Source organism: Micromonospora sp. NPDC047620 (assembly GCF_043205005.1).
Classification (GTDB): Bacteria; Actinomycetota; Actinomycetes; order Mycobacteriales; family Micromonosporaceae; genus Micromonospora.
The window spans coordinates 272,880-284,639 of record NZ_JBIDDG010000004.1; the positions used below are offsets into that span (position 1 = coordinate 272,880).

At 74.1% G+C, this 11,760-nt stretch carries 12 protein-coding genes; 7 read left to right on the top strand and 5 right to left on the bottom strand.

The window, feature by feature from the left end; all coding sequences use genetic code 11:
* Positions 1-115: 115 nt before the first annotated feature.
* Both ACGF5C_RS06895 and ACGF5C_RS06900 read left to right on the top strand, forming a co-directional pair.
* Positions 116-1,105 (top strand): MBL fold metallo-hydrolase, encoded by a 990-nt coding sequence (locus tag ACGF5C_RS06895; RefSeq protein ID WP_393297498.1) that lies wholly within the window; start codon positions 116-118, stop codon positions 1,103-1,105.
* A 159-nt stretch (positions 1,106-1,264) separates the two neighbouring features.
* Positions 1,265-3,220: a hypothetical protein gene (locus ACGF5C_RS06900; protein WP_393297502.1), complete on the top strand. Its 1,956-nt coding sequence runs from the start codon at positions 1,265-1,267 to the stop codon at positions 3,218-3,220.
* 71 nt (positions 3,221-3,291) lie between these two features.
* Here ACGF5C_RS06900 and ACGF5C_RS06905 read toward each other — a convergent pair whose 3' ends face one another.
* The 3 genes from ACGF5C_RS06905 to ACGF5C_RS06915 form a co-directional block, all read right to left on the bottom strand.
* Positions 3,292-3,831, bottom strand: coding sequence for a DUF1697 domain-containing protein (locus tag ACGF5C_RS06905; protein ID WP_393297505.1), 540 nt, complete (start codon positions 3,829-3,831; stop codon positions 3,292-3,294).
* A 70-nt stretch (positions 3,832-3,901) separates the two neighbouring features.
* Entirely contained in the window at positions 3,902-4,399 is a 498-nt protein-coding gene (locus tag ACGF5C_RS06910; RefSeq protein ID WP_393297508.1) for a hypothetical protein, read from the bottom strand.
* Positions 4,396-5,328 carry a ParA family protein gene (locus tag ACGF5C_RS06915; RefSeq protein ID WP_393297511.1) on the bottom strand — a complete coding sequence of 311 codons (933 nt, stop codon included), beginning with the start codon at positions 5,326-5,328 and terminating at the stop codon, positions 4,396-4,398. Before ACGF5C_RS06915 ends, ACGF5C_RS06910 begins: the two co-directional genes overlap by 4 nt.
* Positions 5,329-5,532: 204 nt before the next feature.
* Here ACGF5C_RS06915 and ACGF5C_RS06920 point away from each other — a divergent pair, with 204 nt between their 5' ends.
* From ACGF5C_RS06920 to ACGF5C_RS06940, 5 genes are read left to right on the top strand one after another with little or no spacing between them, the layout of a single operon-like run.
* The gene (locus tag ACGF5C_RS06920; protein ID WP_393297514.1) at positions 5,533-7,170 is read left to right on the top strand and encodes an AAA family ATPase; all 1,638 of its coding nucleotides are present in this window, start codon (positions 5,533-5,535) and stop codon (positions 7,168-7,170) included.
* 31 nt (positions 7,171-7,201) lie between these two features.
* Positions 7,202-7,654, top strand: coding sequence for a hypothetical protein (locus ACGF5C_RS06925; RefSeq protein ID WP_393297517.1), 453 nt, complete (start codon positions 7,202-7,204; stop codon positions 7,652-7,654).
* Positions 7,654-7,866: a DUF2997 domain-containing protein gene (locus tag ACGF5C_RS06930; RefSeq protein WP_393297520.1), complete on the top strand. Its 213-nt coding sequence runs from the start codon at positions 7,654-7,656 to the stop codon at positions 7,864-7,866. Before ACGF5C_RS06925 ends, ACGF5C_RS06930 begins: the two co-directional genes overlap by 1 nt.
* A gap of 43 nt (positions 7,867-7,909) precedes the next feature.
* The gene (locus ACGF5C_RS06935) at positions 7,910-8,845 is read left to right on the top strand and encodes a helix-hairpin-helix domain-containing protein (RefSeq protein WP_393297523.1); all 936 of its coding nucleotides are present in this window, start codon (positions 7,910-7,912) and stop codon (positions 8,843-8,845) included.
* Positions 8,838-9,590, top strand: coding sequence for a 4Fe-4S cluster-binding domain-containing protein (locus tag ACGF5C_RS06940; RefSeq protein ID WP_393297526.1), 753 nt, complete (start codon positions 8,838-8,840; stop codon positions 9,588-9,590). Before ACGF5C_RS06935 ends, ACGF5C_RS06940 begins: the two co-directional genes overlap by 8 nt.
* Here the strand turns inward: ACGF5C_RS06940 and ACGF5C_RS06945 are convergent.
* A complete protein-coding gene (locus ACGF5C_RS06945) occupies positions 9,557-10,975 on the bottom strand; it encodes an amino acid permease (protein ID WP_393297528.1) in 1,419 nt (472 codons plus the stop codon). The genes ACGF5C_RS06940 and ACGF5C_RS06945 overlap by 34 nt on opposite strands.
* A gap of 114 nt (positions 10,976-11,089) precedes the next feature.
* Complete coding sequence (locus ACGF5C_RS06950; protein WP_393297530.1) at positions 11,090-11,641, bottom strand: SOUL family heme-binding protein; 552 nt, start codon at positions 11,639-11,641, stop codon at positions 11,090-11,092.
* Between the last annotated feature and the right edge of the window lie 119 nt (positions 11,642-11,760).

Here is an 11,760-nt window from a genome sequence, read left to right on the forward strand (position 1 = left end):
TGGTCCGATATGCCGGCGGGTATCGGCCGTTCCGGTCGTGGATCTTGGACCCGGCGGGGGGCGTGCTGGTTGGCTCGGCACCGACCGATCAGCACCACGACGGGGAGAGTTCCGCATGCCCAACCTCGACCGCCGCCGCTTCCTCCGCGACGCCGCCGCCAGCACCGCGCTGGTCTCCGCCGGCGGGCTCGCCGGCACCGCCCTGGCCGGTCCGGCGCAGGCCGCCCCGGTCGCCACCGCCCCGGTCGCCGCCGCACCGGCTTCCCGCCGCCGCGGCCCGGTCAGCTTCCGCTGGTGGGGTACGACGGCCTGGCGCATCGACATCGGCGACCGCACCGTCCTGGTCGACCCCTTCCTCAGCCGCATCGACACCGGGTTGTTCAGGGGCGCCTTCGACACGACCGCGCCGCTGGAGGTCCGCACCGACGTGGTGGACTCTCTCGTGGACCGGGCCGAGACGGTGCTCGTCACGCACACCCACTGGGACCACTACATGGACGTGCCGCACATCGCCGGCCGCACCGGCGCCCGGGTCGTCGGCACGCTGACCGCCTACCACCTCGGGCTGGCGTACGGGCTGCCGTCGGGGAAGCTCAGCCCGGTCCGGGGCGGGGAGGTGCTGGACTTCGGTGCGTACACCGTGGAGGTGGTCAGCTCGCTGCACAGCCGCAACGCGTCGTACTCGATGGCGTTCCCCGGCGTACGGGTCAGCCAGCCGGCGAAGCCGGCCACCATCGCGGACCTGCCCGAGGGGGACACGCTGGCGTACCAGGTGCGGGTGGCCGACGGACCGTCGGTGTTCTTCATGGGTGCGAGCGACTTCGTCGCGCGGAACCTGACCGGCCTCGCCCCCGACGTGGCCATGGTGGCGCTGCCGAGCAGCACCGCCACCGCCGACTACGCCGAGCGGCTGCTCGACGCGCTGGACCGGCCGAAGGTCGTGGTGCCGGTGCACTTCGACAACTTCGAGACGGAGCTGCGCAACCCGGTGCCCGTGGCGCCGAAGGACCGGGAGCGGCTCGACGGGTTCGTCGCGGCGGTGCGGCGGGTGTCCCCGCGCAGCCGGGTGGTCGTGCCCGAGTACCACACCGCGTACCACTTCTGAGGGGACGGTGCGGTCGCGGCCCCGGGCCGCGACCGCACGACCGGTCCGTCACCCGTTGACGACCGGCTCTTCCGGTCCTAGGGTTCCCGCTTAACGGTCAGGGCCGTAACTGTGAAGGCTTTGGTCGGCTCAGGACGAACCCAGCCGGAAGGGCGCACAATGTCGGGAAATCTCTCGCGGCGGGCACTACTCGCCGGGCTCGGCGCGGTAACGGCGGCAGCCGTATCTCCTCGGGCGGCCATCGCCGCCCCGGACGGCGAACTCGGCGAGACGTTCGACGTCGCCATCACCGACCTCGGCGCGGCCTCCCGGGTGCTCAACTTCGGCAACGGCGTCCGCGTCGGCGACGAGATCTGGTTCGCCACCCGGCAGATCCTGCCCACCCGGGTCGCCGCGTACGACCTGACCCAGCGGCGGATCACCAAGACCGCCCTCATCCCCGGCGTACCCGGCCTGTGGGGCATCGACGCGGTCGGCACCGACCTCTTCGTCTCCTCGTACTCCCCGGGCCTGCTGTTCAAGGTGGACACCGTCACCCTGGAGGTGACCCGGGTGCTCGACCTGAACCAGGAGGTCGGCTGGACCGTCAAGGCGTCCCCGGACGGCAGGGTCTTCGTCGGCACCTACCCCTCGGCGAAGCTCTGGGAGTACGACCCGGCGACCGACCGGGCCACCGACCACGGTCGGATGGACCCCGACGACACCTACGTCCGCGACCTGGTCGCCACCGACACCACCGTCTACTGCGGCATCGGATCCCACGCCGGACTCGTCGCCTACGACCGGGCCACCGGCACCCGCACCGACATCCTCCCCGCCGAACTGCGCGACCGCACCTTCGGCGCGGTCTGCCACCTCGCCGGCGACCACCTCGTCGTCGGCATCTCGCCCACGGCCGAGATCCTCGTCGTGGACACCCGCGACCACAGCCGCCACCAGATCCTCAAGACCCCGAACGACTCGTTCGTCGTCGGCATCACCAGCCGCGGCGACGAGATCTTCTACACCACCCGCCCGAGCGGCTCGCTCTACCGGTTCCGGCTCGGCGACACCGCGCCCACCCTGGTCGGCGTCCCGATCGCGGAGGCGTCGAACGTCCGGATCGGCTTCCTCGACGACGGCCGGCTCTGGGCCGTGCAGGGGGCCGGCGGCATCCTCTACGACCTCGACAGCCGCACCACCGAAGCGCTGGACATGAGTTCGCCGGACCTCGCCCCCACCCCCGAACGGCCGATGTCCCTCTGCCACGCGGGCGACCGGATCGTGGTCGGCGGCACCCTCGGCGTGCAGGTCGTCTCCACCGAGGCCACCGCGGCCTTCGACACCTTCCGCGTGCCGTTCGGCGGCGAGGCGAAGGACATGGAGACGTACGGGGGCGTGGTGCACATGGGCGTCTACACGCTGGCCCGCTACCTCACCCTGCCCGTCGACGGACGGGCCGCCACCGAGGTGGCCCGGGTCGACGCCGGGCAGGAACAGACCCGGCCGACGTCGCTGACCGTCGACCGGCGCCGCGGCCTGGTGCTGATGTCCACCGAGCCGGACTACGGTCGCTGGGAGGGCGCGCTCAACATCTACGACGGGCAGCGGATCCGCAGCTGGCGGGGCATCCTGCCGGACCAGACCGTGCAGTCGCTCTGCCCCGACCCGCACGGCGTCTTCCTCGGCGGCAGCATCCGCAACGGCTACGGCACCACCCCGACAACCAGCCGGGCCAGGCTCGGCTACTTCGACTACCGCACCGAGCGTCTGGCCTGGCTCGTCGAGCCGACCTCGGGCGGCGTCATCGTGGACCTGAAGCTGATCGGCCGGGTGCTGGCCGGCGTCACCAGCGAGGGCGAACTCTTCGCGCTGGATTCGCGTACCCGCGAGGTGCTCTGGCGGGTCGACGTCGGCGCGGCCGGCGGCAAGCTGGCCGTCATCGACGACCGGGTCTTCGGCGTCGACGGCACCCGCCTCTGGACGGTGCGGGTGGGCCGCCGCCGGCCGGCGCCGACCGTCCTGGCGGACGGGCTGAACCAGTCCTGGTTCGGCGCCCCCGAGGTGGTCACCGACGGCGTGCGCGCCCTCTTCACCATCCGGGGCACCAACCTGATCCGGGTCGACCTGAGCTGACCGGTCGCCCGGCACACGCTCGGGGCGCGCCGCTGACAGGGGGCGGCGCGCCCCGACCTTGCTCGGCCGGCTCAGGGCGTCGCCAGCTCGGCGAGGGCGCGCACCGACCGCCAGTTGCGGGTGGTCGCCACCACGCCGAGCTTCTTCTCCAGGTAGTTGTTCGTGAACTTCGACCGGCCGTAGCCGCCGTCGGGGTAGTGCAGGTAGACCTCGCGCCCGGTGACCGTGAACGCGACGTTCTCGCCGCCGGGCACGGTCAGGGCGTCCACGGTGGACTTCCCAGGCGCGGTCGCGAGGAAGGCGACCAGCAGCCGCGTCGGGTCGTCCTCCCCGTCGGCGTACGGGTTGCCGCCGGCCACCGCCGCCAGCTCCCGGCCGCTGCGCACCAGCACCGGCACCGTCAGCCCCAGCTCGTCGGCGATCGCCCGCTCGATGCCCCGCGCCAACGCGTCGGCGTCGCGCACGGTGCTGCCGAAGACCACGTTCCCGCTCTGGAGGTAGGTCTTCACGTCGTCGTGCCCGAGGCCGGCGACCAGCCGGCGCAGGTCGGCCATGCCGACCTTCGCGCCGCCGACGTTGACCCCGCGCAACAGCGCCACCCACCTGCCCATGCGACCTCCTCGACCCCTGGTACGGGCCAGCCTAGGGGCCGGCGGCCCGCCGGTCGGCTCGCGCGCCGGATCAGCGGCGGCGGATGGCGGTGGAGTCGAGGCGGAAGCCGATGGTGCGGTCCACGATCCGGTCGACCAGGTCCGCCTTGCGCAGCCCGGCGACGCCCCGCAGCTCCAGGCCCGCGGCCAGCGCCCGCAGGTCGCGGGCGGTCCAGCCGGAGAGGTACGCCGTACCGTCGGCGCGGCGGGACATGGCCGCCAGCGCGGCGCGGGCGCGGGCCGGGTCGGCCGCCGGCACCGCCCGCCGGGCGGGCCGCGCGGCCGGGCCCGCCGGATCCGCGGGTGGGCCGGACCGGCCCGCCTGTGGGCCGGCCGGACGCGCGGGTGCGGCGGTCCGACGGGCGGGGGGCGCCGGGCGCGCGGCGGTGGGCGGACCGGCCGGGGCCCCGTCGAGCGGCACCACCGCGAGTCGGGCGCGCCCCTCGACGAGGGCGGCGAGGTCGGCGGCCGGCAGGTCCCGCAGCAGCGCGGTCAGCAGGTCGGTGATGTCGCGGCCCGGCCCGGTCACGCCACGACCCGCTCGGGCTGGAGGTGTTCGAGGAACTCCGTGGCGAGCTGACGAAGTTCGTCGCGGACCACCGGGGTGGTGATCCGGTCGCGCAGCACCACCGGCACGCCACGCGGGGTGTTCGTGGCGAACGCCGTGACGTTCTCCCGCAGGGCGGTGGGGAAGACCGGCAGGCCGAGCGCGCGGACCTGGTCCATGTAGCCCTGGTGCGCGGCGATCGGCCGCTGCGCCATGAGCTGGATCATCGTGAACACCACCCCGGCCACGCCGGGGGCGACCTTGTGGTGCCGGCGGGTGGTGGCGAACCGGCGGGCGTCGGCGTTGTAGTGGTCGACCAGCTCCCGGACGTTGCCGTGCAGGTAGTCGATGCCCAGCGTGGAGAGGTAGTCCGCCTTCGCGGGGATGAGCAGGTGGTCGCTGGCGATGATGGCCGACTGAGTGACCACGTTGAAGTTCGGCGGGCAGTCGATGAGCACCAGGTCGTAGCCGCCCAGCGCGTCGTCGTGCAGCCCCTCGGCGAGGGAGCCGCGCACCCGGAACAGCTCGGCGTCGTACTCCTCGCCGTCGGCCACGCCCCGAGCCAGGGTCAGGTCGATGTCGACGAGTTGAAGGTGGGACGCGATCAGGTCGAGGCGGCCGGCGCCGGTGAGCCGCGCGTTGGCCGGGCCGGGGGAGACGACCAGCTCGCCCAGGGTCACCGCCGGGGTGTCCCCGCGCAGCCCGTCGTACCAGCGCTTCACCGTCCGGCCGTCGCGCAGCCGCTCCCGCCAGTCGTCGGGTTCGTAGAAGCCGAACGTCAGGCTGGCCTGCGGGTCGAGGTCGACGAGCAGCACCTTCATGCCCCGGTTGGCCAGTTCGGCCCCGAGGTTGGCGGTGACGGTGGTCTTACCGACCCCGCCCTTGTAGTTGATCACGGACACCACGTACATCGGCGGCACCTCCCCGACCGGGAACGGTAGCGGGCGGGCGATCTTCGTGCGGAGCCCGCTCCGGCCCAGGCGGGCACCGAACGGGCAGGGCAGTCGACGCGGCCGGGGACCAGAGATTCCGCGCTCGATCGGCCGCCGGGTGCTGATCTCTCCGGCTGTTAGAGTCTGCGCTGCTCAAGTGCGCGGTGTGGGGAGGGATCGACGGTGGTGCCGTTCCGGGTCGCGCTGTCGCAACTGCTGAAGGCGCGCTTCCCGATCCTCTACGTCGAGTCGTTCGAGGAACAACGGGTTGTCGCCGAGGTCTGCGCGGTCGCCCAGGACGCCATGGCGGTCCGCACGCCCCGCGCGGTGTGGACCTGGTCGCAGACGACGGGGCTCGTGCAGCCCGACGGCGTCGCCCGCAAGGGCACGACCGACCCCGAGGACGCGCTCGACGCGGCGCTGCGGGTCGACCACCCGAGCGTACTGATCTTCAAGGACCTGCACCCCGCGCACGGCGGCGGCGACCAGCGGGGCGGCCCCGGGGTGGTCCGCCGGCTGCGGGACCTGGCGGCGGCCTTCAAGGCCGGGCCGGTGCCGCGCACCCTCGTCCTCGTCTCGCCGGTGCTGCACATCCCGGTGGAGCTGGAGAAGGACGTGACCATCGTCGACTTCCCGCTGCCCACCGAGGCGGAAATCCGGCGGGTGCTGGACGGGATGATCGCCGCCAACTCGGCCAGCGGCCGGATCCGGATGGGCCTGGACGACCTCGGCCGGGAACGGTTCGCCAAGGCCGCGCTCGGGCTCACCCTGCACGAGGCGGAGAACGCGTTCGCCCGCGCCATGGTCAACGACGGGGTGCTCGACGACGGCGACCTCGCCGTGGTGCACGAGGAGAAGCGGCAGACCGTACGCAAGTCGGGGCTGCTGGAGTTCGTCGACGTCACCGTCGACCTCGCCGACGTCGGCGGGCTGGAGAACCTGAAGCGGTGGCTGGCCCGGCGGGACGGTTCCTGGCTGGCCGAGGCGGCGGCGTACGGGCTGCCCGCGCCCCGGGGTGTCCTGATCACCGGCGTGCCCGGCTGCGGCAAGTCGCTGACCGCGAAGGCGATCGCCGCGGCCTGGGGCCTGCCGCTGCTGCGGTTGGACGTCGGCCGGGTCTTCGCCGGGCTCGTCGGGTCGAGCGAACAGAACATGCGCACCGCCATCCGGACGGCCGAGGCGACCGCGCCGTGCGTGCTGTGGGTGGACGAGATCGAGAAGGGCTTCGCCGGTGGCGCCGGCGACTCCGGCACCTCCGCCCGGGTCTTCGGCTCCTTCCTGACCTGGATGCAGGAGAAGACGCGGCCCGTCTTCGTCATCGCGACCGCCAACGACTTCGAGGGGCTGCCCCCGGAGCTGCTCCGCAAGGGCCGCTTCGACGAGATCTTCTTCGTCGACCTGCCGACCCGCGCGGAGCGGGCGTCGATCTGGCGGGTCCACCTGGCCCGGCGGCTGCGCAACCCGGCCGTCGCCGGCGGCCTGGCCCTCGACGACGCCCTGCTCGGCGAGTTGGCCGGGCTCAGCGAGGGCTACTCGGGGGCCGAGATCGAGCAGGCCGTCGTCGGCGGGCTCTTCGACGCGTTCGCCGAGCGGCGTCCGCTGCGCCGCGACGACCTGGTCCGGGCGCTGGTCAGCATGGTGCCGCTCAGCGTCACCCAGGCGGAACGGATCGACTCCGTACGCTCCTGGGCCGACACCCGTGCCGTCGCCGCCACCGCGGCCGAGGACTGGGACCTCGGCGGCCGTCCCGGTGGCCCGCGCGGCTCCCGCCCCGGCCCACCCCCACAGCGGGGGCAGGGCGGACGAGCGGTCGAGTTCTAGTGTGTGCCTCGACTGGAAGGAGAGGGGCCTGATGAGCGTCTCACTGATACTCCTGCCGCTGGCCGTCGCCGCCGTCGCCGCGACCCACGGCGCCACCGCGGGCCGGGACCGGGAGGGCCGCGTCGTCTGCCAGGTGCAGACCCGGATGCGGGACGAGACGCTGCTCGCCGCGGCGCTGCGCGACACGGATGCGGTGGTCGGCACCGACGGGGACGCGATCACCGCGGAGTGGGCCGGCGTGCGGGCGAGCTTCCGGCGCGGCGAGGACGGCGTCTGGGCGGCGCACTTCACCGGCGAGGTCGACGAGCAGCGGGCCGTCGAGGCGGTCCGGGCGATCGACGCCGCCTACGGGCGGCAGGTCCAGCGGGCCGTGCTGGCCCGGCTGCGCGAGCAGGCCCCGGCCGCCGGCCTGCGCCTGGAGTCCGAGCAGGTCACCGAGGACGCGAGCGTCCGCCTGGTGTTCGCCGTGGAGGGCAGGTCCTGATGAGTGGGCAGCCGCGGATCGTGGTCACCGTCTCCAGCGAGGGCGTGGTGAGCGCCGAGACCCGGGACGTGCTCGGCGACCGCTGTCTCGACTACGTCGCCGTGCTGGAGGACCTGCTGGCGGCGCAGACGGTGAGCAGCGCGTACACCGCCGACCACGCCCGGGTCGCCGTGACGGCACGCCAGGAGCAGCGCGATGTCGAGCGCGCCTAGCCCAGGTTGGCCGCAACCGGCCGCCCCGGGCCCGGCCGGGCCGGTGGGGAGTCTGAAGTGGCGGGTGCTGCACAGTTGGTGGCTGCTGCTGCCGCTGTTCGGGTGTAGCTGCCTCGGCGGCTTCGGGTTCATCTACGTGGGGCTCCGCGCCGGGCGGCCGGCCTGGTGGATCCCCGGCATCGTCTACACGGTGGTGGGCTGGACGTCCTTCGTCGTCGTCGGCGAGACCGACAAGGAGGCCGCCGCCAGCGACTGGGCCGTCGGCGCGCTGTTGGCCGTCACGGCCGCCGGCATCCTGCACGCCGCGCTGATCAATTCGGCGTGGCTGCGTTGGCGGGCCGGCCACCGCCCCTGGTACGCCCCGCAGCCGGCGGCGCCGTGGCCCGGCGGCCCGTACCCGCCCGGCCCGCTGGCCCCGCCTCCCGGGTCGGCCCCCGCCGGTGCGTTCACGCCCGCCACCGGGCCCTACCCGCCCGGGTCGCCGGTCCACGCGCCCGCGTCGTCCGCGTACCCGCCCGCGTCGCCGGCCTTCCCGCCGGGGTCGCCCGGGTATCCGTCGGCGCCGGCGTACCCGCCTTCCGCACCGACCTACCCGCTCATGCCGACGGGGTCGCCGCCGGCCGACCCGACGATGGTGCCGCACCAGCCCGTCGACTACTACGGGACCGGGCCGGCCGCGGCTCCCGTGTCCCGGCCCGGCGAACCGGTCACGGGCCGGCCGTCCGGCGGGCCGGTGGACGTCAACGCGGCCGGCCATGACGACCTCGCCGCGCTGCCGGGCTTCGACCCGCACCGCGCCCAGCAGGTGCTGGCCGAGCGGGACCGGCGGGGCGGCTTCGGCAGCCTCGCCGAGTTCGCCGCCGCCGCCAACCTGGCCCCCCACGAGTACGCGCGCCTGCGGGACGTCCTGGTCTGCGCCCCGCTCGCCGGCCCGGCGCCGGGGCACCAACCGCCGCTCGGCCGGGTCCTCGATGTCTGAGAGTTCCCCGGCATCCGGCGTGGTACCCGAGCCGGCGCTCGGCCCGGCATCCGGCGCGGTACCCGAGCCGGTGCTCGGCCCGGCGCCCCGCGCGGCGGGCGGGGCGGAGACCGTCGCCGTGGCCCGGTTCCTCGGCGCCACCCGGGCCGAGGGGCCGGGCGAGCGCACCGCCGTCTGGGTGCAGGGCTGCGCCATCCGCTGCCCCGGCTGCTTCAACCCGCACCTGTGGAGCTTCCGGGGCGGCGAGCGGGTTGCCCCGGCCGACCTGGTGCGGCGGGTGCTCGACGCCGGCACCGAGGGGCTGACGCTGCTGGGCGGCGAGCCCTTCGACCAGGCGGCCCCGCTGGCGGCGGTCGCCGCCGGCGTACGCGCCGCCGGGCGCTCGGTGATGACCTTCACCGGCTACACCAGAGCACAGCTGGACCGGGCGGTCGACGCCGGCCGGGACGACGTCGCGGCGCTGCTCGCGGCGACCGACCTCCTCGTCGCCGGGCCGTTCCTGGCCGACCGGCTCGACACCCGGCGACCCTGGGTGGGCTCCACCAACCAGGAGTTCGTGCTGCTCGGCGACCGCTTCCCGGGCCTGCTCGATGCGGTGTCGGGCAGCCCGGACCGGATCGAGGTCACCGTCGACGCCGCCGGCGGGATCGCCGTGAACGGCTGGGCGGAGGTCGACGCCCTCGACGAACTGCTGGCGTCGGTGGCCCGTCCTCAGCCCCGCCGGGCGAGCTTCGAGCGGCGGTAGCCGTAGAAGGCGTAGATCAGCGCGCCGAGCACGAACCAGACCGCGAAGCGCAGCCACGTCACCGGGGCGAGGAAGGTGATCAGCCAGAGGGAGAAGAGGGCACCGAGCGCCGGCACCACCGGCATGCCCGGCAGCCGGAACGTGCGTGGCGCGTCGGGGCGGCGGTAACGCAGCACGATCACCGCCACGCAGACCACCACGAAGGCCAGCAGGATGCCGATGTTGGTCAGCTCGGCGGCCTCCCGGATCGGCAGGAGGCCCGCGATCAGGGCCGAGCCGACGCCGACGATCCAGGTGACCCGGCTCGGCACCCGGCGGACCGGGTGCACCTTGGCGAACCAGCCCGGCAGCAGGCCGTCCCGACTCATCGCGAACCACACCCGGGTGACGCCGAGCATGAAGGTGAACATCACGGTCAGGATGCCGATGATCGCGCCGACGGCGATCACGCTGGCCAGGCCCGACAGGCCGACGGAGGCGAACGCGGAGGAGAAGCCGCTCTCCGGGTCGATGTCGCGGTAGTTCTGCATGCCCGTCAGCACCAGGGTGGCCAGCACGTAGAGGGCCATCGAGATGGCCAGCGAGTAGAGGATCGCCTTGGGCATGTGCCGGCGGGCGTCCTTGGACTCCTCGGCGGCGGTGCTCATCGCGTCGTAGCCGAAGACCGCGAAGAAGACCGTGGCGGCGCCGGTGAACGCCCCGCTCAGCCCGAACGGGAAGAACGGCGAGTAGTTCGCGGTGTGGACGTGGAAGAAGCCGACCACGATGACCAGCAGCACCACGGCGACCTTCAACACGACGACGAACGTCTCGAAGCGGGCGGCGGACTTGATGCCGAGGTTCAGCAGGAACGCGATGAACAGGCAGAGGATCATCGCGAAGAGGTCCACCACGTGCCCGTCGCCGGTGCCCGGGGCGCCCAGCATCCAGGCCGGCAGCTCCGCCCCCAGTTCGGTCACGAGGAACGAGAAGTAGCCGGAGATGCCGATGGCCACCACGGCCACGATCGCCGTGTACTCCAGCAGCAGGTCCCAGCCGATGAACCAGCCCACCGCCTCGCCGAGCACCGCGTACCCGTAGGTGTAGGCCGAGCCGGCCTTCGGGATCATGCCGGCGAACTCCGCGTACGACAGGGCGGCGGCCGCGCTGGCGAGCCCGGCGATCAGGAACGAGATCAGCACGGCCGGGCCGGCGGTCTCGCTCGCCACCGCCCCGGCCAGGGCGAAGATGCCGGCGCCGATGATGCCGCCCACGCCGATGGCGGTGAGCTGCCAGAGGCCGAGGGATCGGGCCAGCCCGCTGTCGCGCTCGTCGGCGATCTCCTCGACCGGCTTGCGGCGGAAGATGCCCGTGCCGCCGCCCGCAGCGCTTCCCGCGGAGGTCATCGTGGTCCCCCTTCCGAACCCGCCCGGGCGGTCACCCGCGCGTTCCTGCCGGTACCCGCGAACGACGCGGGTAAATCTCCAACGAGGACGTCCGTGCCGGGGTGCGGCACGGGCTCACTCGGCGACCGGCAGCACCACCTCGTTGCGGCGCAGGAACCAGGGCGTCCACGGCGGGTCGAAGCGCGCGTACCGGACCGCGTCGGTGGGGCGCAGCCCGGCCGCGGTGACCGCCCGGCCGAGCGCGGTCGCCCGCCGGTCGAACGCCCGCGCCGTCCACCGGCCCCGGAACCGGGCCGCGGCGGCGAGCTGCGCGGGGACCTGCCGGGTGCGGACGCGGGGGTCCGTCGGCTCGGGCAGCGTGTCGGGGGCGCAGGCTGCCGGCAGCACCAACCGCAGCAGCCAGCAGCCCGGCCGGTCGGCCTCCTCCTGGAGGTACGGCACGGTCATCGCGATCGTCTCCGGGCCCGCCTGCCGCGCCGCGTTCCCGCCCGCGGCGCGGGGCCGGTTGGCACCCCCGACGTACGCGGCCAGCGGCCGGAAGCCGTCCCGGGCGGCCTGCTCGAACGTTCCCTCGACCTGCACCTCGGCGACCAGGTACGGCGGATAGCGGCGCAGCTCGAAGCCGGGGTGCCGGGTCACCACCCGGTACGGCTGCTGCTCGGTCATCGCGCGCTCCCCGTGCCCAGGGCCCCGTCGAACGCAACGCTACCGTCCGTCGACCTCCGGCTCAGGAGAAGTCGCGTCCTCCGGCCAGGGACGCACGGCCGACCGGGTCAGCCGCCAGT